The sequence below is a fragment of the Variovorax ureilyticus genome, from assembly GCF_037889935.1.
GTDB lineage: Bacteria > Pseudomonadota > Gammaproteobacteria > Burkholderiales > Burkholderiaceae_C > Variovorax > Variovorax ureilyticus.
The window spans coordinates 33044-56362 of sequence record NZ_JBBKZU010000020.1; the positions used below are offsets into that span (position 1 = coordinate 33044).

General features: G+C 63.6%; 21 protein-coding genes. 11 read left to right on the top strand and 10 right to left on the bottom strand.

Features of this window, described 5'->3' with window-relative positions:
- Positions 1-15 precede the first annotated feature (15 nt).
- The 3 genes from WKW77_RS30515 to uvrB all read right to left on the bottom strand — a co-directional run bounded on the left by WKW77_RS30515 (position 16) and on the right by uvrB (position 4194).
- Positions 16-1236, bottom strand: a complete 1221-nt coding sequence (locus tag WKW77_RS30515; protein ID WP_340360639.1) for an IscS subfamily cysteine desulfurase — start codon at positions 1234-1236, stop codon at positions 16-18.
- Between the two features lie 72 nt (positions 1237-1308).
- The gene (gene iscR / locus WKW77_RS30520; protein ID WP_028253560.1) at positions 1309-1845 is read right to left on the bottom strand and encodes a Fe-S cluster assembly transcriptional regulator IscR; all 537 of its coding nucleotides are present in this window, start codon (positions 1843-1845) and stop codon (positions 1309-1311) included.
- Between the two features lie 216 nt (positions 1846-2061).
- Positions 2062-4194, bottom strand: coding sequence for an excinuclease ABC subunit UvrB (uvrB, locus tag WKW77_RS30525; protein WP_340360640.1), 2133 nt, complete (start codon positions 4192-4194; stop codon positions 2062-2064).
- A 111-nt stretch (positions 4195-4305) separates the two neighbouring features.
- On the opposite strand from uvrB, the gene WKW77_RS30530 reads away from it, so the two are divergent.
- The 4 genes from WKW77_RS30530 (at position 4306) to WKW77_RS30545 (ending at position 8394) form a co-directional block, all read left to right on the top strand.
- Entirely contained in the window at positions 4306-5502 is a 1197-nt protein-coding gene (locus WKW77_RS30530; RefSeq protein ID WP_340360641.1) for an amino acid aminotransferase, read from the top strand.
- 234 nt (positions 5503-5736) lie between these two features.
- Entirely contained in the window at positions 5737-7140 is a 1404-nt protein-coding gene (locus WKW77_RS30535) for a polyhydroxyalkanoate depolymerase (protein ID WP_340360642.1), read from the top strand.
- Positions 7141-7144: 4 nt separating this feature from the next.
- Positions 7145-7762, top strand: a complete 618-nt coding sequence (locus WKW77_RS30540) for an RnfABCDGE type electron transport complex subunit B (protein WP_340360643.1) — start codon at positions 7145-7147, stop codon at positions 7760-7762.
- Complete coding sequence (locus WKW77_RS30545; protein ID WP_340360644.1) at positions 7759-8394, top strand: LysE family translocator; 636 nt, start codon at positions 7759-7761, stop codon at positions 8392-8394. The genes WKW77_RS30540 and WKW77_RS30545 overlap by 4 nt, the downstream gene beginning before the upstream one ends.
- A gap of 13 nt (positions 8395-8407) precedes the next feature.
- On the opposite strand, the gene WKW77_RS30550 is transcribed toward WKW77_RS30545, so the two are convergent.
- The 5 genes from WKW77_RS30550 to scpA all read right to left on the bottom strand — a co-directional run bounded on the left by WKW77_RS30550 (position 8408) and on the right by scpA (position 15846).
- Positions 8408-8884 carry a VOC family protein gene (locus WKW77_RS30550; protein ID WP_340360645.1) on the bottom strand — a complete coding sequence of 159 codons (477 nt, stop codon included), beginning with the start codon at positions 8882-8884 and terminating at the stop codon, positions 8408-8410.
- A complete protein-coding gene (locus tag WKW77_RS30555; RefSeq protein ID WP_340360646.1) occupies positions 8884-10932 on the bottom strand; it encodes an acetyl-CoA carboxylase biotin carboxylase subunit in 2049 nt (682 codons plus the stop codon). Before WKW77_RS30555 ends, WKW77_RS30550 begins: the two co-directional genes overlap by 1 nt.
- A 20-nt stretch (positions 10933-10952) precedes the next feature.
- A complete protein-coding gene (locus WKW77_RS30560) occupies positions 10953-12485 on the bottom strand; it encodes an acyl-CoA carboxylase subunit beta (protein WP_340360647.1) in 1533 nt (510 codons plus the stop codon).
- A 67-nt stretch (positions 12486-12552) separates the two neighbouring features.
- Positions 12553-13608: a methylmalonyl Co-A mutase-associated GTPase MeaB gene (gene meaB, locus WKW77_RS30565; RefSeq protein WP_340360648.1), complete on the bottom strand. Its 1056-nt coding sequence runs from the start codon at positions 13606-13608 to the stop codon at positions 12553-12555.
- Positions 13609-13683: 75 nt separating this feature from the next.
- Positions 13684-15846 carry a methylmalonyl-CoA mutase gene (scpA, locus tag WKW77_RS30570; protein WP_340360649.1) on the bottom strand — a complete coding sequence of 721 codons (2163 nt, stop codon included), beginning with the start codon at positions 15844-15846 and terminating at the stop codon, positions 13684-13686.
- A 129-nt stretch (positions 15847-15975) separates the two neighbouring features.
- Between scpA and WKW77_RS30575 the strand changes: the two genes are divergently transcribed.
- Positions 15976-16623 carry a GntR family transcriptional regulator gene (locus tag WKW77_RS30575; RefSeq protein ID WP_340360650.1) on the top strand — a complete coding sequence of 216 codons (648 nt, stop codon included), beginning with the start codon at positions 15976-15978 and terminating at the stop codon, positions 16621-16623.
- Between the two features lie 6 nt (positions 16624-16629).
- Here WKW77_RS30575 and WKW77_RS30580 read toward each other — a convergent pair whose 3' ends face one another.
- Positions 16630-17427, bottom strand: coding sequence for an IclR family transcriptional regulator (locus WKW77_RS30580; RefSeq protein WP_340360651.1), 798 nt, complete (start codon positions 17425-17427; stop codon positions 16630-16632).
- Between the two features lie 103 nt (positions 17428-17530).
- Here WKW77_RS30580 and WKW77_RS30585 point away from each other — a divergent pair, with 103 nt between their 5' ends.
- On the top strand, positions 17531-18520 hold the full coding sequence (locus WKW77_RS30585; RefSeq protein WP_340360652.1) for a tripartite tricarboxylate transporter substrate binding protein: 990 nt from the start codon (positions 17531-17533) through the stop codon (positions 18518-18520).
- A gap of 29 nt (positions 18521-18549) precedes the next feature.
- Positions 18550-19428 (top strand): TauD/TfdA dioxygenase family protein, encoded by an 879-nt coding sequence (locus tag WKW77_RS30590; protein ID WP_340360653.1) that lies wholly within the window; start codon positions 18550-18552, stop codon positions 19426-19428.
- A gap of 14 nt (positions 19429-19442) precedes the next feature.
- Here the strand turns inward: WKW77_RS30590 and dusA are convergent, their stop codons facing one another.
- Positions 19443-20438: a tRNA dihydrouridine(20/20a) synthase DusA gene (gene dusA, locus WKW77_RS30595; RefSeq protein WP_340360654.1), complete on the bottom strand. Its 996-nt coding sequence runs from the start codon at positions 20436-20438 to the stop codon at positions 19443-19445.
- Positions 20439-20550: 112 nt separating this feature from the next.
- Between dusA and WKW77_RS30600 the strand changes: the two genes are divergently transcribed.
- The 4 genes from WKW77_RS30600 to WKW77_RS30615 all read left to right on the top strand — a co-directional run bounded on the left by WKW77_RS30600 (position 20551) and on the right by WKW77_RS30615 (position 23319).
- A complete protein-coding gene (locus WKW77_RS30600; protein WP_340360655.1) occupies positions 20551-21618 on the top strand; it encodes a tyrosine-type recombinase/integrase in 1068 nt (355 codons plus the stop codon).
- A gap of 66 nt (positions 21619-21684) precedes the next feature.
- Positions 21685-21882, top strand: a complete 198-nt coding sequence (locus WKW77_RS30605; RefSeq protein ID WP_340360656.1) for a hypothetical protein — start codon at positions 21685-21687, stop codon at positions 21880-21882.
- A 557-nt stretch (positions 21883-22439) separates the two neighbouring features.
- Positions 22440-23090, top strand: a complete 651-nt coding sequence (locus WKW77_RS30610) for a hypothetical protein (RefSeq protein ID WP_340360657.1) — start codon at positions 22440-22442, stop codon at positions 23088-23090.
- On the top strand, positions 23083-23319 hold the full coding sequence (locus WKW77_RS30615) for a hypothetical protein (protein ID WP_340360658.1): 237 nt from the start codon (positions 23083-23085) through the stop codon (positions 23317-23319). Before WKW77_RS30610 ends, WKW77_RS30615 begins: the two co-directional genes overlap by 8 nt.

A 23319-nucleotide genomic window follows, 5' to 3' on the forward strand; every position in this document is an offset into this window, starting at 1 on the left:
GTACCTCTTGGATTTCTAGTGGGCCGACCACTGGATCGTGCTGAGATCGATGCCGTCCTGGAACATCTCCCAGAGCGGGCTCAGCTCGCGCAGCTTGGCAACGTTGTGCTTGATCGTCGAGATCGCATAGTCGATCTCTTCCTCGGTCGTGAAGCGGCCGATCGTCATGCGCAGGCTGCTGTGGGCCAGCTCGTCGCTGCGGCCGAGCGCGCGCAGCACGTAGCTGGGTTCGAGGCTCGCCGACGTGCAGGCGGAGCCGCTGGACACCGCCAGCCCCTTGATGCCCATGATCAGCGACTCGCCTTCGACGTAGTTGAAGCTCATGTTCAGGTTGTGCGCCACGCGGTGCTCGAGGTCACCGTTGATGAAGACCTGCTCGACGTCCTTCAGGCCGTCCAAGAGGCGCTGCTGCAGCGCCTTCGCCTTGGCGATGTCTTCCTTCATTTCGAGCTTGGCGAGGCGGAAGGCTTCGCCCATGCCCACGATCTGGTGCGTGGGCAGCGTGCCCGAACGCATGCCGCGCTCATGGCCACCGCCGTGCATCTGGGCTTCGAGCCGCACGCGCGGCTTGCGGCGAACGTACAGCGCGCCGATGCCCTTCGGGCCATAGGTCTTGTGCGAGGCCAGGCTCATGAGATCGATCGGCAGCGTCTTGACGTCGATCTCGACCTTGCCCGTGGCCTGCGCAGCGTCGACGTGGAAGATCACGCCCTTCTCGCGGCAGAGATTGCCGAGCGCCACCATGTCCTGCACCACACCGATCTCGTTGTTCACGAACATCACGCTCGCAAGGATCGTGTCGGGCCGGATCGCAGCCTTGAATGCCTCGATGTCGAGGAGGCCGTCTTCCTGGACGTCCAGGTAGGTGACTTCGAAGCCCTGACGCTCGAGTTCGCGCATGGTGTCGAGCACGGCCTTGTGCTCGGTCTTCACCGTGATCAGGTGCTTGCCCTTGCCCTTGTAGAAATGGGCGGCGCCCTTCAGCGCGAGGTTGTTCGATTCGGTGGCGCCCGACGTCCATACGATTTCGCGCGGATCGGCGCCGATCAGTTCGGCCACGTAGCCGCGCGCCTTTTCCACCGCCTCTTCGGCTTCCCAACCCCAGGCATGGCTGCGCGATGCCGGGTTGCCGAAGTGCTCGCGCAACCACGGAATCATCGCGTCGACAACGCGCGGATCGACCGGCGTCGTGGCGCCGTAGTCAAGGTAGATCGGGAAATGAGGAGTGACGTCCATGGCTGGCTCGGGCTGTCGTGGGTGTTTGGTTCTTCGTGTGCGATGAGTCGGCGCCCGCAGGCGCCTTCGAGGTCAGGACTTCGCGAAGGCGTTGCCCAGCGCGAACACCGAATTGGGCGCATTGACCCGGATCGGCTTGACGACCGGCTGGCTGGAGATCGCGCGCTTGACGGCGGGCTTGTTCTCGATTTGCACGCCCTTCGCGATCTGGTCGTCCACCAGCTTCTGCAGCGTGACTGAATCGAGAAACTCGACCATGCGCTGATTCAGCGACGCCCAGAGTTCGTGCGTCATGCAACGGCCGGCCTCGCCAAGGCAGTTCTCCTTGCCGCCGCATTGGGTGGCATCGATGGGCTCATCGACGGAAACAATGATGTCGGCCACGGTGATATCCGCAGCCTTGCGGCCCAGCGAATAGCCCCCACCCGGTCCGCGGGTCGATTCGACCAGTTCATGGCGGCGCAGCTTGCCGAAGAGTTGCTCCAGATAGGACAACGAAATCTGCTGCCGCTGGCTGATTGCGGCCAGCGTGACCGGACCGGTGTTCTGGCGCAGCGCCAGATCGATCATGGCCGTCACCGCAAAGCGGCCTTTGGTAGTGAGACGCATCGCAAGCTCCTTGAGTGCTTACCGTTGAAATGACACCGCGACCAGGGGCCTCGGTGACGTCGTCTCCGCCCTGCCCGACCCCTGCTTGACTGGTGAACCAGTGAATGGGAGTCGGCCCTTCATCGCGAAGTTTCTTGTTTGTTGACTGTTTCGCTCAAGTATACCAGAAGCCCCTGTTGAGCGCTCGGGTAAACCCGATTGCAGTCTCGAAGGGTCTCAGGCGGCCGATTCGCCGGGGGCGATGCTGTCGTGTCCCGGACCGCCGAAGGCCTGTTCGCGCAGCAGCGCCAGCTGGTCCCGAACCCGCGCTGCCTTCTCGAATTCGAGGTTCCGCGCATGCTCCAGCATCGTCTTCTCGAGGCGCTTGATCTCGCGCGCGATGTCCTTTTCGGACATGTCTTCCACCTTGGCCCGCTCAAGCTCGCGCTTCGCTGATTCCTTGCTCGACTTTTCGCTGTAAACCCCGTCGATGAGGTCTCGCACCTGCTTCACGATGCTCCGCGGCGTGATGCCGTGCGCCTCGTTGTAGGCGATCTGGCGCGCGCGGCGGCGCTCGGTTTCGCCGATCGCCTTTTTCATCGAGTCGGTGATCCGGTCCGCGTACAGGATCGCCTTGCCGTTGAGGTTGCGCGCCGCCCGCCCGATCGTCTGGATCAGCGAGCGCTCCGCGCGCAGGAACCCCTCCTTGTCGGCATCCAGGATCGCCACCAGCGACACCTCGGGAATGTCCAGCCCCTCGCGCAGCAGGTTGATGCCGACCAGCACATCGAACGCGCCGAGGCGCAGGTCGCGCAGGATCTCGACCCGCTCCACCGTATCCACGTCGCTGTGCAGGTAGCGCACCTTCACCCCGTTGTCGACGAGGTAATCGGTGAGTTGCTCGGCCATGCGCTTCGTCAGCGTGGTGATGAGCACCCGTTCGCTCTTCTCCACCCGCAGGCGGATCTCCTGCAGCACGTCGTCCACCTGGTGCGTCGCGGGACGGACCTCGACCTCGGGATCGATCAGTCCGGTCGGCCGGACCAGTTGCTCCACGACATTACCGGCGTTGTCCTTCTCGTACTGCGCCGGCGTGGCGGAGACGAAGATGCACTGCCGCATCCGGTGCTCGAATTCCTCGAACTTGAGAGGCCGATTGTCCAGCGCCGACGGAAGCCGGAAGCCGTATTCGACGAGCGTGGTCTTGCGCGCCCGGTCGCCGTTGTACATGGCGCTGAGCTGGCCGATCATCTGATGGCTCTCGTCGAGGAACATCAGCGCGTCCTTCGGCATGTAGTCGGTCAGCGTGGCCGGCGGATCGCCGGGGGCGGCGCCCGAAAGATGCCGCGTGTAGTTCTCGATGCCCTTGCAGTGACCGATCTCGGCCAGCATTTCGAGGTCGAAGCGCGTGCGCTGCTCCAGCCGCTGCGCCTCGACCAGCTTGCCTTCCGCGAGGAAGAACTTGAGCCGCTCGTCCAGCTCGAGCTTGATCGTCTCGACCGCGCGCAGCACCTTGTCGCGCGGCGTCACGTAGTGGCTCGACGGATAGACCGTGAAGCGCGGGATCTTCTGGCGGATGCGCCCCGTGAGCGGGTCGAACAGCTGCAGCGATTCGATCTCGTCGTCGAACAGCTCGACGCGGATCGCCAGTTCGCTGTGCTCGGCCGGGAAGACGTCGATCGTGTCGCCGCGCACCCGGAACGTGCCGCGCGCGAAGTCCTGCTCGTTGCGCGTGTACTGCATGCGGATCAGCCGGCCGATCACGTCGCGCTGCCCGATCTTGTCGCCCTGCCGCATGATGAAGCGCATCTGCGTATAGTCCTCGGGCGTGCCGATGCCGTAGATCGCGCTCACGGTGGCGACGATCACGGTGTCGCGCCGCTCCAGCACGCTCTTGGTGGCCGACAGGCGCATCTGCTCGATGTGCTCGTTGATGGAACTGTCCTTCTCGATGAACAGGTCGCGCTGGGGAACGTAGGCTTCCGGCTGGTAGTAGTCGTAGTAGCTGACGAAGTACTCCACCGCGTTCTTCGGGAAGAACTCCCGGAACTCGCTGTAGAGCTGCGCCGCCAGCGTCTTGTTGGGCGCGAAGACGATCGCCGGCCGGCCGAGGCGCGCGATCACGTTCGCCATCGTGTAGGTCTTGCCCGACCCGGTCACGCCCAGGAGCGTCTGGAAAACCTCGCCGTCCTGGACGCCTTCGACCAGGCCCGCGATCGCCGTCGGCTGGTCGCCCGCCGGCGGGTAAGGCTGGTAGAGCTCGAACGGCGAACCCGGAAACCGGACGAACTCGCCCTGCTCCACCGGCCCGAAGGACTCGGCGTGCGGCGGTTCTGAAGGCTCTGGAATGACTTGGGAGGCTTGTGGCATGGCGTGGGAGCGGGAAAGGTGCGGGCGCGGCCGGTAAAATTCAAGCGAACCGGAAAGCTTAAACGCTGCTCCGGATTCACGCGAATCGTCCACCCCCCAAAGGATTTCTCCATGTCTATGTTCACCGCCGTCGAGATGGCGCCCCGCGACCCGATCCTGGGCCTCAACGAGCAATACGCCGCCGACAGCAACCCGCAAAAAGTCAACCTCGGCGTTGGCGTGTATTACGACGACAACGGCAAGCTGCCGCTGCTGAAGTGCGTCCAGGCGGCGGAAGAGGACATGATGAAGGCGCCCAGCGCGCGCGGCTACCTGCCGATCGACGGCATCGTCGCCTACGACAACGCGGTCAAGGGCCTCGTCTTTGGCGCCGACAGCGAACCCGTCAAGTCGGGTCGCATCGCCACGATCCAGGCGATCGGCGGCACGGGCGGCCTCAAGGTCGGCGCCGACTTCCTCAAGAAGCTCTCCCCGTCGGCCAAGGTGCTGATCAGCGATCCGAGCTGGGAAAACCACCGCGCCCTCTTCACCAACGCCGGCTTCACCGTCGAAACCTACGCGTACTACGACGCCGCCAAGCGCGGCATCAACTTCGACGGCATGCTCACGGCCCTGCAGACCGCGGCCGCCGGCACCATCGTCGTGCTGCACGCCTGCTGCCACAACCCGACCGGCTACGACATCACGCCCGCGCAGTGGGACCAGGTCATCGCCGCCGTCAAGGCGCGCAATCTCACCGCGTTCCTCGACATGGCTTATCAGGGCTTCGGCAACGGCATCGCCGAGGACGGCGCGGTCATCGGCAAGTTCGTCGACGCGGGGCTGACCTTCTTCGTCTCGACCTCGTTCTCCAAGAGCTTCAGCCTTTACGGCGAACGCGTCGGCGCCCTGTCGGTGCTGTGCAAGGACAAGGAAGAGGCCGCCCGCGTGCTGTCGCAGCTCAAGATCGCGATCCGTACCAACTACAGCAACCCGCCGATCCACGGCGGCGCCGTGGTGGCCGCGGTGCTCAACGATCCGGCGCGCCGTGCCGTCTGGGAAGAGGAACTCGCCGAGATGCGCGTGCGCATCAAGGCCATGCGCCAGAAGCTGGTCGACGGCCTGAAGGCCGCCGGCGTGAAGCAGGATATGAGCTTCATCACCTCGCAGATCGGCATGTTCAGCTATTCGGGCCTCACCAAGGCCCAGATGGTTCGCCTGCGCGACGAGTTCGGCGTTTACGGCACCGATACCGGCCGGATGTGCGTCGCGGCACTCAACAGCAAGAACATCGACTACGTCTGCCAGAGCATCGCGAAGGTTCTCTGAAACCGATCGGCGCCGCGGAGGACTGCGGCGCCGGGGTCGTCCAGTTCCCGGCCGAAGGCGGCGGACTACGCCGTCCGATGGCCGCGACTGACGGCATCTGAGGCATCCGCGACTGCGTTGCAAACGCTCGCACAGGCTCAATGTCACAAGTGCGGCTCTTAAGTGGGGCGCACACTCTATTTCGGCTGTTGAGCTGCTGATATATTGCATCGCAATAACTAATTGGGCCCTCCGATGCTCTACCAACTCTATGAAGCGCAACGCTCCCTGATGGAGCCCTTTGCGGACTTCGCCCAGGCAGCTTCCAAACTCTATGGCCAGGGCGCCGTGTTCGGTCAGACGCCCATCGCACAGCGCATGGCCGCCGGCTACGACCTTCTCTACCGTCTCGGCAAGGACTACGAAAAGCCGGAATTCGGCATCAAGACCGTCAACGTCGGCGGTCGCGACGTCGTCATCCATGAAAGCATCGAAGTCGACAAGCCTTTCTGCCAGCTGCGTCGCTTCAAGCGCTTCACCGATGAACCCAAAATACTTCAGACACTGAAGAGTCAGCCGGTCGTCCTCATCGTCGCTCCGTTGTCAGGCCACTACGCGACGCTGCTGCGCGACACCGTGCGGACCATGCTGCAGGACCACAAGGTCTACATCACCGATTGGGTCAATGCCCGCCTCGTGCCGCTTTCGAAGGGCGAATTCCACCTCGACGACTACGTCAACTACGTGCAGGAGTTCATCCGCTACCTCCAGGGCGAGTACGGCACCTGCCACGTCATCAGCGTGTGCCAGCCCACGGTGCCGGTTCTGGCTGCGGTGTCGCTCATGGCGAGCCGAGGCGAGAAGACCCCGCTCTCGATGACCATGATGGGCGGTCCCATCGACGCTCGCAAGTCGCCGACCGCGGTCAACAACCTGGCGATGAACAAGAGCTTCGAATGGTTCGAGAACAACGTGATCTATCGCGTGCCTGACGGCTTCCCGGGCGTGGGCCGGCGCGTGTACCCGGGCTTCCTGCAGCACACAGGCTTCGTGGCTATGAACCCGGACCGCCACGCGAGCAGCCACTACGACTACTTCAAGAACCTGATCAAGGGCGACGATGCCAGCGCCGAAGCGCATCGCACCTTCTACGACGAGTACAACGCCGTGCTCGACATGGATGCGGACTACTACCTGGAAACCATCCGCACGGTGTTCCAGGAGTTCGACCTGGTCAACGGCACCTGGGAAGTGAAGAGTCCGGAAGGCACGCAGGAACTGGTTCGTCCGCAGGACATTCACTCGACCGGCCTGCTCACCATCGAAGGCGAACTCGATGACATCTCGGGCTCCGGCCAGACGCGGGCCGCCCACGAGTTGTGCACCGGCATCGTTTCCAGCGAACAGCACCATCTCGAAGTCAAGGGCGCCGGCCACTACGGCATCTTCAGCGGCCGCCGCTGGCGCGAGAAGGTGTATCCGCAAGTCACGGCATTCATCCTGGAGCACGATCAGCCCCAAACGCGCGCGCCGCAGGGAGTCCTGGCCCAGGAAGATGCGGTTCCGGCCCCGTCGAGGGCCAGGAAGCGCGCGACGTCGGCCGCCGCACGCAAGACCAGCGCGCCCCGGACCCGTACAGCCGCGCGCAAATCGCCGTGACATCGTGATCCCGCTGGCCTCGCGCCTTCTCGAGGCGCTGCCGCAGACGCAATGCACGCGTTGCGGCTACCCGGACTGTGCGGGGTATGCCAAGGCGATCGAAGCCGGCGAGGCCGGCATCGATCAGTGCCCGCCCGGCGGGGAGGAAGGCGTCATCCGCCTGTCGCAATTGACCGGCCAGTCCGCCGGCCCCGTCGATCCGCACTTCGGTGTCGAAGGTCCGCGCATGCTCGCGGTCATCGACGAAGCGTGGTGCATCGGATGCACGCTCTGCCTGGATGCCTGCCCGACCGACGCGATCGTCGGCATCAACAAGCGCATGCACACGGTGATCGAGGCGCACTGCACAGGATGCGAACTCTGCATTCCGGTGTGCCCCGTCGATTGCATTTCGATGGAGTCCGCCACGCCGGGCAGGTCGGGTTGGCAGGCATGGTCGCAGGCGCAAGCCGACCATGCGCGCCAACGCTACGAGAGACTCCAGGAGCGGCGCCAGAAACACGTCCCGGCAGCGGAAGCGACGCCACCGGCCGCCCCGACGGACCGCAAACGCGCGATCATCGAGGCCGCGCTGGCGCGCGCACGCGCCGGCAAACCCACTGCCGAATCCGGAAAGCGATGAGCGTCGACACCCTTCTCCTCTTCGTCATTGCCTCCCTCGCCCTCGCGATCACCCCGGGGCCGACGATGCTGCTGGCAATGTCCAACGGCATCGCGGGCGGAATGCGCGCGGCGGCCTGGGGCATCGCGGGCGCCTCGCTGGGCAGCGCCATCGTGATCGGCACGGTGGCGCTGGGATTGGGTTCGATCCTCGCCGCGTCCGAATACCTTTTCAACGCGATCCGGATCTTCGGCGTCGCGTATCTCGTCTGGCTCGGCGTGAAGCTCTGGCGCGCACAGCCGACGGATGTCGCGTCCGAACTGACCGCCGCGGCCGCCAAACCGCTGCGTGGACGGCTCGCGCTGGCGCGCAGCCTGGCCGTGGCGTTGTCCAACCCGAAATCGCTGATCTTCTTTGCGGCCTTCCTGCCGCAGTTCGTCGATACGGCGCGGCCGCAAGGCATGCAATACGTGATCCTCGGCGCGGTCTTCGTCGGCATCGACACCTGCGTCATGCTCGGCTACGCGACGGCCGGCTCGCAGGCGGTGCGATGGCTGTCGCAGCGCAGCCTGCGCATGCTCAATCGCGGCTGTGCGGCGGGTATGTGGCTGCTGGCAGCCACGCTGGCGGTCTGGCGCCGTCCGGGCGCCTGAGCGCCTACGCGCTTCAGGTGCCGGCCAATGCCGAGAAAGCCTTGACGACCTCCGGCGGCGCCTGAACCAATTCGACCAGCACACCCTCCCCGGCAATCGGAAATTCCTCGTTGCCCTTGGGGTGGAGAAAGCAGATGTCGAAGCCCGCCGCCCCCTTGCGAATGCCACCCGGCGCAAAGCGGACACCCCGTGACGTGAGCCATTCGACCGCACGGGGCAGATCGTCGATCCACAAGCCGACGTGGTTCAGCGGCGTCGAGTGAACGGCCGGCTTCTTGTCGGGATCGAGCGGCTGCATCAGGTCGACCTCGACCTTGAAGGGACCGCTGCCCATGGCGCAGATGTCTTCGTCGACATTCTCGCGCTCGCTCCTGAACGTGCCGGTGACTTCGAGCCCCAGCATCTCGACCCAGAGCTTGCGCAGGCGCAGCTTGTCGGGCCCGCCAATCGCAATCTGCTGGACGCCCAGCACCTTGAACGGCCGATCCATCACGCGAACTCCAGGATCACCTGGTCGACCGAGAGCGATTCGCCCTTGGCGGCCGCGATGTTGCCGACGACGCCATCGCGGGCCGCGAAGAGCACGTTCTCCATCTTCATCGCCTCAATCACCGCGAGCTTCTCGCCGGCCTGCACCCGCTGGCCCGGCTGCACGGACACCTCGACGAGCAAGCCCGGCATCGGCGACATCAGGAACTTGCTGAGATCCGGCGGTGCCTTGTAGGGCATCAGCTTCATCAGGCGCGCACCGAGACGCGACAGGACCACCGCCTCGATCTGGGTCCCGTTGTGCGAGATGCGAAGCGCGAGTGGATTCTTGCCCGCGCCGCGCTCGACCTGGGCCGTGAACGCGCGGCCGTTGACCGCACCTTCGACGCGGATGCTCCCCAGTGCCGCCTTGCTGTCGATCTTGTAGCTGCGATCGCCCACGGTGACCGCGCTCGAACCCGTCTGCCCATGGAAATCCGAGACCGACACCGGTTTGTGAACGTGCTCCCCCTTCTCGTCGAGCACGACCACGACGAACTGCTCGCCCACCTTGACGCCGTGCCCATCGAGTTGGCCGCTGATGCCCGATGCGCGGGCGCGATAGCGGCGGTTCATGTAGGCGGCGAGCGCAACCAGGAAGTCCGGATCGTCATGGGGCACATCTTCCGCATGGAAGCCCTTGCCGTAGTGCTCGGCGATGAAGCCGGTGTTGAAATCGCCGCTGACGAACTTCGGATGCGCCAGCAGCGCCGCCTGGAACGGGATGTTGCTGTTGATGCCCCGGATCACGAAGCCGTTGAGCGCCTCGCGCATCATCGAGATCGCGTGCGCGCGGTCGCGCCCGTGCACGATCAGCTTCGCGATCATCGAGTCGTAGAACATCGGGATCTCGCCGCCGTCGTACACGCCGGTGTCGACGCGCACGCCATGGAGATGCTCGGTGTCGGCCGAGAACATCGTCTCCTTCGGCGGCTGGAAGCGCACGAGGCGCCCGGTCGACGGCAGGAAGTTGCGGAATGGATCTTCCGCGTTGATGCGGCACTCGATCGCCCAGCCGTCGCGCTTCACGTCCTGCTGCGAAAGCGGCAGCTTCTCTCCCGCGGCGACGCGGATCATCAGCTCGACCAGGTCCAGACCGGTGATGGCCTCGGTCACCGGATGCTCCACCTGCAGCCGCGTGTTCATCTCGAGGAAGTAGAAGCTCTGGTCCTTGCCGACCACGAACTCCACCGTGCCGGCGCTCTGGTACTTCACGGCCTTGGCCAGCGCCACCGCCTGCTCGCCCATGGCCTTGCGCGTCTCATCGCTGATGAACGGCGACGGCGCTTCCTCGATCACCTTCTGGTGCCGGCGCTGGATCGAGCATTCGCGTTCGTTCAGATAGATCACGTTGCCGTGCGCATCGCCCAGCACCTGGATCTCGATGTGGCGCGGCTCCTCGACGAACTTCTCGATGAAGACGCGATCGTCGCCGAAGCTGTTGCGCGCCTCGTTGCGGCACGAGGTGAAGCCCTCGAAGGCTTCCTTGTCGTTGAAGGCCACGCGCAGACCCTTGCCGCCGCCGCCGGCCGATGCCTTGATCATCACCGGGTAGCCGATGTCCTTGGCGATCTCGACCGCCCGCTCGGCCGAATCGATGGCATCGTTCCAGCCGGGAATCGTGTTGACCTTGGCCTCTTTCGCGAGCTTCTTCGAGGCGATCTTGTCTCCCATGGCCGCGATCGAATAGTGCTTGGGGCCGATGAAGACGATGCCTTCCTCTTCCACCTTGCGCGCGAAGGCTTCGTTCTCGGACAGGAAGCCGTAGCCCGGATGCACGGCCTCGGCGCCGGTCTTCTTGCAGGCCTCGATGATGCGGTCGGCCTGCAGATAGCTTTCGCGACTCGGCGAGGCGCCGATGTGCACCGCCTCGTCGGCCAGTTCGACATGGCGCGCTTCCTTGTCGGCATCGGAATAAACGGCCACCGTGAGGATGCCCATCTTCTTCGCGGTCTTGATGACGCGGCAGGCGATTTCTCCGCGGTTTGCAATGAGTATTTTTTTAAACATAGTGACGTTCTCTCGCGCGCTCAGAGGGGGATGTTGCCGTGTTTGCGCCACGGGTTCTCGAGTTTCTTCTCGCGCAGCATGACGAGGCTGCGGCAGATGCGCTTGCGGGTTTCGCTCGGCAGGATCACGTCGTCGATATAGCCACGCGCGCCGGCCACGAAGGGGTTGGCGAAGCGCGCCTTGTATTCGGCTTCGCGCGCGGCGAGCTTCTCGGGGTCGTTCTTGTCTTCGCGGAAGATGATCTCCACCGCGCCTTTTGCGCCCATCACCGCGATCTCGGCGCGCGGCCAGGCGAGGTTCACGTCGCCGCGAAGGTGCTTCGAGGCCATCACGTCGTACGCACCGCCGTAGGCCTTGCGCGTGATGACGGTGATCTTCGGCACCGTGCATTCGGCGTACGCATAGAGCAGCTTCGCGCCGTGCTTGATGATGCCGCCGTACTCCTGGCTGGTGCCGGGCATGAAGCCGGGCACGTCGACGAAGGTCACGACCGGGATGTTGAAGGCATCGCAGAAGCGCACGAAGCGCGCCGCCTTGATCGACGACTTGATGTCCAGGCAGCCGGCCAGCACCAGCGGCTGGTTGGCGACGATGCCCACGCTCTGCCCTTCCATGCGCGCGAAGCCGATCACGATGTTCTTGGCGTAGTCGGGCTGCAGCTCGAAGAAGTCGCCGTCGTCGACCACCTTCAGGATCAGCTCCTTCATGTCGTAGGGCTTGTTCGGGTTGTCCGGCACCAGCGTGTCCAGCGACAGGTCGGCGCGGTCGGCCGGATCGCCGCTCGGGCGCACCGGCGGCTTCTCGCGGTTGTTGAGCGGCAGGTAGTTGTAGAGGCGGCGCAGCATCATCAGCGCCTCGACGTCGTTCTCGAACGCCATGTCGGCGACGCCGCTCTTGCTGGTGTGGGTGGAAGCGCCGCCGAGCTCCTCGGCGGTCACGTCCTCGTGCGTCACCGTCTTCACCACCTCGGGGCCGGTCACGAACATGTAGGAACTGTCCTTGACCATGAAGATGAAGTCGGTCATGGCCGGCGAATACACCGCGCCGCCCGCGCAGGGGCCCATGATCATGCTGATCTGCGGCACCACGCCGGAAGCCATCACGTTGCGCTGGAACACCTCGGCATAGCCGCCGAGCGAGGCCACGCCTTCCTGGATGCGCGCGCCGCCCGAATCGTTGAGGCCGATCACCGGTGCGCCGACCTTCATGGCCTGGTCCATCACCTTGCAGATCTTCTCGGCGTGCGCTTCGCTCAGCGCGCCGCCGAAGACGGTGAAGTCCTGGCTGAAGACGAAGACCAGCCGACCGTTGATCATCCCGTAGCCGGTGACCACGCCATCGCCCGGGATCTTGTTGTCGGCCATGCCGAAGTCGCTGGAGCGGTGCTCGACGAACATGTCCCACTCTTCAAAGGTGTTGTCGTCGAGCAGCAGCTCGATGCGCTCGCGCGCAGTGAGCTTGCCTTTGGCGTGCTGTGAATCGATGCGTTTCTGTCCGCCGCCGAGGCGAGCCTGCTCACGGCGCTTTTCGAGTTCTTCGAGGATTTCTTTCATGGCTTGAGGGGAGTCGGAGTTGATCTTGCGGGGTGTCGGGTTCTTCGCATTTGGCATGGACGGCAGGCTACGCCTGTCCAGCCTGCGACGCCAGAAGATTGCGTGCGGCCGTCGACGCCGGGAGCGTGCCCGCCGCGACTTGGGCGATGGCCTGCGGCAGCAGCTCGCGCACTGCCGGATGCTGGCGAAACGCCTGCTTGAGGCCTGCGTCGATGCGCTCCCACATCCACGCAAGCGCTTGCTTCTCTCGCCGCGCGGCGAGGCGGCCGTTGGCGGTCTGCACGGACTTGAATTCGAGGACGGCGTCCCAGAAGGCATCGACGCCGGTGCCGACCAGCGCGCTGAGCTGGATGACCTTGGGCTGCCACTGGGCTTCCGGCGCTGCAGTGCCGTGCCCGCCGTGCGACCCATGGACCACATGCGCATGCGCCGGATTGCCGTGGTGCCCGAACAGGCGCAGCGCGGAAGTGATCTGCGCCTGCGCGCGTGTGGCGGCGTCCTTGTCGAGATCGGCCTTGTTGATGACGACCAGGTCGGCGAGTTCCATCACGCCCTTCTTGATCGCCTGCAGATCGTCGCCCGCGTTCGGCAGCTGCAGCAGCACGAACATGTCGGTCATGCCCGAGACCGCGGTTTCGCTCTGGCCGACGCCGACCGTCTCGACGATCACGATGTCGTAGCCGGCGGCCTCGCACACCAGCATCGCCTCGCGCGTCTTTTCCGCGACGCCACCGAGCGTGCCCGACGAAGGGCTCGGGCGGATGTAGGCGCGCTCGTCGATCGAGAGCTTTTCCATCCGCGTCTTGTCGCCGAGGATGGAGCCGCCAGATACGGTCGAGGACGGATCGATGGTCAGCACCGCCACGCGATGCCCGCGCCCGATCAGGTACAGCCCCAGCGCCTCGATGAAGGTCGACTTGCCCACGCCGGGCACACCCGAGATTCCCAGACGGAACGACTTGCCGGTGTGCGGCAGCAAGGCGGTCAGCAGTTCGTCGGCCTGCGCGCGATGGTCGGCGCGGGTGCTTTCGAGCAGCGTGATCGTCTTCGCGATCGCGCGGCGCTGGGCAGGCCCTTCCGACGTCACAAGCGCCTCGGCCGTGAACGGGGTTCGAAGCGGCATGTCAGCGTCCGCCCGGCCGCCCGAAGGACGCTGAGCACCCCCTCGGGGGGCAACGAACGAAGTGAGTGTGGGGGCTCATTCGACCGCGACCGCCGCGCGGATCTGCTCCAGCACGTCCTTGGCGCTGGCCGGGATCGGCGTGCCGGGGCCGTAGATCCCCTTCACGCCCGCGTCGTACAGGAAGTCGTAGTCCTGGCGCGGGATCACGCCGCCCACGAACACGATGATGTCGTCGGCGCCCTGCTTCTTCAGTTCCTCGATGATGGCGGGCACCAGCGTCTTGTGGCCGGCCGCGAGCGTGCTCACGCCCACGGCGTGCACGTCGTTCTCGATGGCCTGGCGGGCGCATTCCTCGGGCGTCTGGAAGAGCGGGCCCATGTCGACGTCGAAGCCGAGATCGGCGAAAGCGGTCGCGACGACCTTCGCGCCGCGGTCGTGGCCGTCCTGGCCGAGCTTGGAGATCATCACGCGCGGGCGGCGGCCCTGTTCCTCGGCAAAGGTGGCGATTTCCTTCTGGAGCGCTTCCCAGCCTTCGGCCGAGTCGTAGGCCGCGGCATAGACGCCGGTGACCTTCTGCGTGTCGGCGCGATGCCGGCCATAGACCTTCTCGAGCGCATCGCTGATCTCGCCGACAGTGGCACGCAGCCGCACCGCCTTGATGCTCAGGTCGAGCAGGTTGCCCTGGCCGCTGTCCGCCGCGGCGGTGAGCGCATCGAGCGCCGCCTGCACCGCGGCACCGTCGCGCTTCTCGCGGATGCTCTTGAGCCGGGCGATCTGGCTTTCGCGCACCTTGACGTTGTCGATTTCGAGGATGTCGTGCGTGTCCTCGTCCTTGAGCTTGTACTTGTTGACGCCCACGATCACGTCCTTGCCCGAATCGATGCGCGCCTGCTTGTCGGCGGCCGCGGCTTCGATCTTGAGCTTGGCCCAGCCGCTGTCGACCGCGCGGGTCATGCCGCCCATCGCCTCCACCTCTTCGATGATCTTCCAGGCGGCATCGGCCATGTCCTGCGTGAGCTTCTCCATCATGTAGCTGCCAGCCCAAGGGTCGATCACGTTCGTGATGTGCGTCTCTTCCTGGATGATGAGCTGCGTGTTGCGCGCGATGCGGGCGCTGAACTCGGTCGGCAGCGCGATCGCTTCGTCGAGCGCGTTGGTGTGCAGGCTCTGCGTGCCGCCGAAGACCGCGGCCATCGCCTCGATCGTGGTGCGGACCACGTTGTTGTACGGGTCCTGCTCGGTGAGCGACCAGCCCGAGGTCTGGCAGTGGGTGCGCAGCATCAGGCTCTTGGGGTTCTTGGGCTCGAACTCCTTCATGATCCGGCACCACAGCAGGCGTCCCGCGCGCATCTTGGCGACTTCGAGATAGAAGTTCATGCCGATGGCCCAGAAGAAGCTCAGCCGACCCGCGAAGTCGTCCACGTCCAGGCCTTTGGCCAGCGCCGTCTTCACGTATTCCTTGCCGTCCGCGAGCGTGAAGGCCAGTTCGAGCGCCTGGTTGGCACCGGCTTCCTGCATGTGGTAGCCGCTGATCGAGATCGAGTTGAACTTCGGCATGTTCCTGGCCGTGTACTCGATGATGTCGCCGATGATCCGCATCGACGGCTCGGGCGGGAAGATGTAGGTGTTGCGGACCATGAACTCCTTGAGGATGTCGTTCTGGATGGTTCCGCTGAGCTTGTCCTGCGCGACGCCCTGCTCTTCCGCCGCAACCACGTAGCCCGCGAGCACCGGCAGCACCGCGCCGTTCATCGTCATCGAGACGCTGACCTTGTCGAGCGGGATCTGGTCGAAGAGGATCTTCATATCCTCGACCGAATCGATCGCCACGCCGGCCTTGCCCACGTCGCCGGTCACGCGCGGATGGTCGCTGTCGTAGCCGCGATGGGTGGCGAGGTCAAAGGCCACGCTCACGCCCTGGCCGCCCGCGGCGAGCGCCTTGCGGTAGAAGGCGTTCGATTCCTCGGCGGTCGAGAAGCCCGCGTACTGGCGGATCGTCCACGGGCGCACCGCGTACATCGTCGCCTGCGGACCGCGCAGGTAGGGCTCGAAGCCCGGCAGGGTGTCGGTGTACTTCAGGCCCTGGAGGTCGGCGGCCGTGTAGAGAGGCTTGACGGTGATGCCGTCCGGCGTGATCCAGTTCAATGCATTCACATCCCCGCCGGGCGCCGACTTGGTGGCGGCCTTGGCCCAGGCCTCGAGGGTGGCATTGGAAAATTGCGGTTCGGGTTTGCTCATGGCGCCGTTCTTCTGTGGTCGGTCGGGTCTCTGGGGGTGCGTGCGCAGGGGCGCAGCACGGGATGATCGCGAGTCTAACCCATCTGTAATTATTAATTCAAACCCAAAATTTGGGTTACAGTTCTAACCATGTCAGCCGCCACCCTCACCCCTCGTGCGCTCTACGAAGAAGTCGCCGAGCTGCTTCGCCAGCGCATCTTCAAACGCGAGCTCGAACCGGGAAGCTGGATCGACGAACTCAAGCTAGCCGAGGAATACGGCATCAGCCGCACGCCGCTACGGGAGGCGCTGAAGGTGCTGGCAGCCGAAGGGCTGGTGACGATGAAGGTTCGCCGCGGCGCCTACGTCACCGAGGTGTCGGACAAGGATCTGGCCGACGTGTATCACCTGCTGAGCCTGCTGGAGAGTGACGCCGCCGGCGTGGTGGCCGAGCGCGCCACCGACGCCGAACTGACCGAACTCGAAGCGCTGCATGCCGAACTCGAAGCCGCGGCGCGGCCGGGCCATGTGGATCGGGAGAACTTCTTCGCGATCAACGAGCGCTTCCACATGCGCCTGCTCGCAATCGCCAACAACCGCTGGCGCGATCAGGTGGTGGCCGACCTGCGCAAGGTGATGAAGCTCAATCGCCACAACTCGCTGCTCAAGTCGGGGCGCATCAGCGAATCGCTGAAGGAGCACCGCGCGGTCATGGCCGCCATCAAGGAACGCGACCGGGCGAGCGCGATGGCCCGCATGCAGCAGCACTTCCGCAACGGCCTGGAGGCCGCGGCCTGACCGCGATCAGCCGGCCGCGGGGGCGGAGATCCCCATCTCGGCGTTGATCTGCCGCACGGTTTCGAGCAGGCGCGGCGCGATGCGTCCGACCATCGTCTCCCTGGGCAGCAGATAGGCCGGCCCCCCGCAGCTCACCGCATAGCGTTCGCCGCGCGGCCCGCGAAGCGCGAAGCCCAGCGCATGAATGTGCGGGTGCCATTCCCCGAACGAAGCGCAGTACCCCAGCCGCGCATGCTCTTCGATGCCGGCCATGATCCGCGGCGCCAGTTCGGCCCAGTTTTCGCCGCTCGCAAGCTTGATCTGGCCCAGCAAATCTTCGCGGTCGGCCGGCGGCAGCGCCGCAAGATACGCCCGGCCCGCGGCAGAGGTTGCGATCGTCATGCGCGAGCCGACTTCGATGCGCGAGGTGATGAGCGCGGTGCGCGGACGGATCGAATCGATGATGAGCATGTCGAGTTCATCGCGCACCCCCACGTGAACACTGGCGCCCGCGAACTCGGCCAGCGCGGTGAGGTGCGGCCGCGCCAGTGAGCGCAGATCGAAGTGCCGCAGGTACCGCGTGCTCATGTCCAGCAGCGCCGGACCGAGGGTGAAGCGCTCCGTATCGGGCGACTGCCTCAGGTAGCCATTGGCCACCAGCGTCGCGGCGAGCCGCGAAACGGTGGCCTTGGGGATGCCCGTCGCGTCGGCCAGGTCGCGGTTGCTGAGCGGGCCGGCCGCGTCGCCGACGACCTTGAGCACGGCCAGGCCTCGCGCCAGCGCAGTTACTTCGTCCTTCGCGGAACCGCCCATGGGATCGGTCATCGGCACATCCATTTTTCAAAACGTTGTTTCATATTTTCTCAAGAAGTCGTTGACGACGGTCAAGTAGTCGCTATTATTTCAAAACACTGTTCCATAAATTACCATGACGAGACAAGCAACCTCCACTTCCCGCCGCAGGTTTCTCCTGACGGGCACCCTGATGGCCGCAGGCCTGGGCATCGGATTCGACGCCGCCGCCCAGGATTTTCCGAAGGGCCCCGTGAAGATCATCATCCCCTTCGCGCCCGGCGGGCCGACCGACACTGTCGGCCGCCTGATCGCCCAGAAGCTGCAGGAGATGTGGGGCCAGCCGGTGCTCGTCGACTACAAGCCCGGCGCAGGCACTGCGATCGGCGTCGACTTCGTCGCCAAGGCCCCGCCGGACGGCCTGACCATCGGGATGGTGAACTCCTCCTTCGCGGTGAATCCGTCCCTCCGAAAGACGCTGCCCTACGACACCGTCAAGGATCTCCAGGGCATCACGCAGATCGCGAACCTGCAACTGGCCATCGTCGCCCGCCCGGATGCGCCCTTCAACACGCTGGCAGAACTCGTCGCCTACGCCAAGAAGAACCCCGGCAAGCTGACCTACGGCACCCCGGGCGCCGGCAGCACGACCCACCTGGGCGCCGAACTGCTCAAGCGCGAAGCAGGCTTCGACATGCTCCATTCGCCCTTCAAGGGCAGCGCACCCGCGCATACGGAACTCATGGGCGGACGCATCGACATCGTGGTCGACCCCTTCCTGTCGGTGCTGCCTTTCGTGAAGGCCGGGCGCATGAAGATGATCGCGACGATGGGCCCGAAGCGCGTCGAAGGCTTCAACTATCCGACGGTTGCCGAGACGATCCCCGGCTTCAACGTCAACGCGCTGCTGGGCTTCGTCGCGCCCCACGGCACGCCGCGCGCCATCGTCCAGAAGATCCAGGCCGACACCGAGAAGGTCCTGCGCAACCCCGAGATGCGAAAGCGCATCGAGGAACAGGGCATGGAGGTGGTCGCTTCCACGCCCCAGCAATTCGACGCCTTCGTGCAATCCGAAATGACCCGCTGGGCGCGCGTCATCAACGAAGCGGGCATCCAGGCCGAGTGAGCGTTCCTCCAATCCATTCCCAACCCACCATGTCCCTCAAGCTCAAGCCCCTCCATCCCGTCTTCGTCGCCGAGGCCAGCGGCATCGACATCACGCGCCCGCTCTCCGACACGCAGGTGCGGCAGATCAACGCGGCCATGAACGAGTACGCCGTGCTCGTCTGGCGCGGCCAGGCGCTCACCGGCCAGCAGCAGATCGACTTCGCCAAGTCCTTCGGCCCGCTGGACCTCGGCCTCAAGAAAGTGTTCAAGCGGCAGGAACGACTCGAAGACGAGCGCCTGATCGACATCTCCAATGTCGACGCGCAGGGCAATGTCGCGCGACGCGATTCGCCGAAGAACCTCTCGAACTTCGCCAACCAGCTCTGGCACAGCGACAGCTCGTTCCAGAACCCGCGCGCCGCGTACTCGATGCTGCATGCGCTCGTCCTTCCGAGCTGGGGCGGCACCACGGAATTCGCGGACCTGCGCGCGGCATACGACAGCCTGCCCGAGCGCACCCGGGCCGAGATCGAAGGCCTCTGCGCAGAGCACTTCGCGCTGCACACGCGCATCCTGCTGGGCGACGATGCCTATACCGACGATCAGAAGAAGACCATCCCGCCCGCGGTGTGGCCGCTGGTGCAGACGCATCCGGGCTCAGGGCGCAAGCTGCTCTTCGTCGGCGTGCATGCGCGGGAGATCATCGGCTGGCCGATCGCGGAAGGCCGCATGTATCTGCAGGACCTGCTGGAGCACGCCACGCAGCGCGAACATGTCTACCGCCACGAATGGCAGGTGCACGACCTCGTGATGTGGGACAACCGCAGCACGCTGCACCGGGGGCGGCGCTACGACATCAGCGAGCGGCGCGAACTGCGCCGAACGACCATCGAGGACGTGCCCGAGGCGCATCTCATGGCCGCTTGATCGGGCAGCGCGGCTCAGGCGGCCTGCGCGACCGGCTCGCGCGCGATCGCCATGACTTCGTGCGGCGCGTGCGACTTGAGGCGGTGGTCGCTCCAGACCTGCCGCCAGCGCCGCGCCCCCGGAAGGCCATTGCGCAGGCCGAGCATGTGGCGCGCGATGTTCGACCAGGGCGTGCCGTGCTCGGCGGCCTCGCGCGCCATGTAGTCGCACATCTGCTCTTCGACCTCTTCCCGCGTGAGCGTGGTGGGTTCATCGCCGAAGAAGGCGGCGTCCCACTCCGCGAGCCACCAGGGGTTGTGATAGGCCTCGCGCCCGATCATCACCCCGTCGAGAAGGCGCAGGTGCGCGTGCATCCCGGCGTTGTCGTTCAGGCCGCCGTTGATCGAGATCCGCAACGCCGGAAACTCGTGCTTCAGCCTGTGCACGATCTCGTAGCGAAGCGGCGGCACTTCGCGGTTCTGCTTCGGCGACAGACCCTTGAGCCACGCATTGCGCGCATGGACGATGAAGGTATCGCACCCCGCCTCGCTCACCTTGCCGATGAAGTCGCGCACGAACTCGTAGCTCTCGACCTTGTCGATGCCGATGCGGTGCTTGACCGTGACCGGCACGTCCACCACGTCGACCATGGCCTTGACGCAATCGGCAACGAGGTCCGGCTCGTTCATCAGGCAGGCACCGAAGGCGCCACGCTGCACCCGTTCGCTCGGGCAGCCGCAGTTGATGTTGATCTCGTCGTAGCCCCATTCCTGGCCCAGCTTCGCGCACTGCGCGAGATCGGCGGGCTCGCTGCCCCCGAGTTGCAGAGCGACCGGATGCTCTTCGGCGTTGAAGCGCAGATGGCGCGGCACATCGCCGTGGATCAGCGCGCCGGTCGTCACCATCTCGGTGTAGAGCAGCGCGCGGCGCGTGAGAAGGCGATGGAAGTAGCGGCAGTGGCGATCCGTCCAATCCATCATCGGAGCAACCGATATGCGCCCCTCGTAACTCGTTGATTTTAAAGGATTCATGTTAACAACATGGAGGCAAAAACCCCCTGTTTTTGGAGTCTCATACACACGGGATACACACGCGGAGTACATTATCTAGGACCATCCAATACCTCCAAACCTGTACTCACACGTGGCCTCTATCACCACACTCCCCTCTGGAAAGATCCGCGTCACTGTCCGTCATCACACGACCGGGTTCTACAAGAACGGGACTTTCACCACACCAGCAGAAGCACGTGCAGCTGCTGTCGCTTGGGATGCCGAAGCCCAGGCAGCGAAGACCGGCAACCTGCGAACCGTTCCCAAGGGATCGACGCTGGCTGACCTCATCGATCGCTATATCCAGGACACCCCCAAGACCTACGGCAGGTCCAAGCGCCTTGCTCTCGAACTACTCAAGCGCGACTTGGGCGCTATCCAATTGTCCAAGCTTTCCGCTGTTGTCCTAAATGACTGGGTGGACAAGCGCCTGAAGGCGGGAGCTGGAGGTGTGACCGTCGCGATGTACCTCAGCTCCCTCTCATCGGTGCTCAGCTTCGGCAAGCATGCTCGGCGTCTCAACCTTGATGTTGACCTCGCCAAGAACGCTAGGAAAGCGATCACCTATCGAGGCATCTCTACCAGGCCCGGTGAACGGTCGCGGGAACCTACCGCTGACGAGTTGTCGAAGCTCTACGCCTACTGGGCTGGTCGCGATCGACTCAAGAACCCCATGCAGACCATCTGCGAGTTCGCCCTTGCGTCGAGCATGAGGCTTGGGGAGATTGTCAAACTCAACGTGGCTGACTTCGATCCAGAGGCCTCCACTATTTGGATCAGGTCACGCAAGCACCCTGACCCAACCATCAAGGCAACCAATGACCAGCTGGTGCCCCTCCTCCCTGACGCGCTGGCCATCGTCAAGGAGATGGTGGGCAAGCGGAAACGCGGCAAGGTCTTTGAAGGCGTGACGAGGGTCGCTGTCTCAGCTGCCTTCACGCGTGCAGTGGCGGCCCTTGGGATTGAAGACCTGCACTTCCATGACCTGCGACATGCGGCCACCGCCCAGTTCTTCCGTGACGGCCTGGACATCCCCACCGCCTCGCTGCTCACGGGCCATAGGGATTGGGCGATGCTGCGCAGGTATACCAAGGTGACCCCGGCAGACGTGCTCGCGAAGTACAAGCCCGCCAAGAAGCCGACGGTAGAGCAGGACTAACCATTCGCGAAAGTCGATAGTCTCGACACTATCAAGGTTCCTTCTTCACCAACTCAAGGAACCTCGATGACCAAGACCATTGCCCCTGAAGCCCCAAAGCTGACGCCGTCCCAAGCCTCCATGGCATCACGCAAAAAACGGCTCGCCTCCATGACACTCGAACAGCTCGCAGAGTGGAGGCGATACCAAAGCGAAGCGAGCATGCGCTCTCAACGAATCAAAGCGATTCGGAAACAGCTCGAAGAACTTGCCGCAGCAGACTGAAAATCAAAGCCCCGTTGAACGGGGCTTTTTATTTTTTAAGGAATCGCGTTAACACAGACCTGTTAACAGCGATGCATTTGAGTCCTGTTAAATAGACCCTCACGCCCACATTGACATTGGTCAATGTGGGCGTTTCTATTTGGGCCATCGGGTTTATCCCTATTTGTAAATGAATCGTCTCGCGCTTGGCATGGATAGGGGCTTTGCAAAAGTCAGTGAGCCCTCTTCCACCTGTTTAGCCCATCGCATTTCGTAAATCGGTTGCAGCGCCTCCATCGCTTTGCAAGTATTGGCCGCGTGGACGACGAACTCACTTCAATTGCCAACGACCTGGGATACCTGACAGAGCCGCAGCTGCTGGAACTCTGTGGGATCACGAGCATTACAGCTACTAAGTGGAGGTCGCTTAAACGCGGGCCACCATATGTCTTGGCAGGGAACAGCTTCCTTTACCAAAAGCAAGCTGTTCTGAATTGGCTGGAGAGTTTGTCTCACAAAGAAGTGCTTGTTCCCAAGGGCAAGCGCATTTCACGAAGTCATCTTTTGTAGGAGCTTATATGTCTCTCGATTTTCAACAACTCTGCGATCGCTTGACCGTTCTCTATGGTCGGTGTGAACTTGACCGCGATCCTTGTGAAACATATGAAGGAGCTGGTCATATGCATGTCAGCATCCTTGATAAAAGCAGGTCTCTGCCTCGATTCATTAAGGTCATCTCTGAAAAGCCTATTAATACGGATCAGTTCATTTCTTCGTTTGCTGAAATCATGAAGTTGATGCCTCCAGGGGAAAAGGTCAATGTCAAGTTCATCAATTACAAGAGCGAAGATTTCAGTGTAACTGGCACCATTCAGGCGAATGGAGATTTCAAGGTCACCGACAAGGGCAACTTCATGAGGGTCTTCAGCTTGGATGAACTCGATCCCTTGGAGTATCTCGATTATTGTGCTACTCAGATGATCGTTTGCCGGAGTAGCCCCGAGAAGTGGGACGCGCTTTTGATTATCAGTGAGCGAGGCAATGGTAAGTGGAATGTCGGCCTCCATCATTTCATGACCGGCAATGGAACCCGTGAGGAATTTGTCGCGGCTGCTAAGGTGAAGCTGGATCAAACCGAACTTGGAAATATTGGTCGCCCCAATGGCCCTGGGTTGGTGTACCTGGACCTCACGCAGCCTGTCGAAGAGGTGGAGGCCAGCGATGTCTAAGAAACAAAGGATCGATACAGACAATTCACTGTTTATGGCTCTGGCGTCTATGTTTGAGAATGGGTGGCCCCCACCTGCTTTTGAACTCAAACAAGTGGTCTGGGACAACATTGTCACAATTCAATTTCATCCAAATGAAGGCGGGCTCATTACCACTGAACCCACTGATGAGAAATATACGGGCGATGTCACTGTGACCAAGATTGTCAAATACAAACCGGAGAATTGA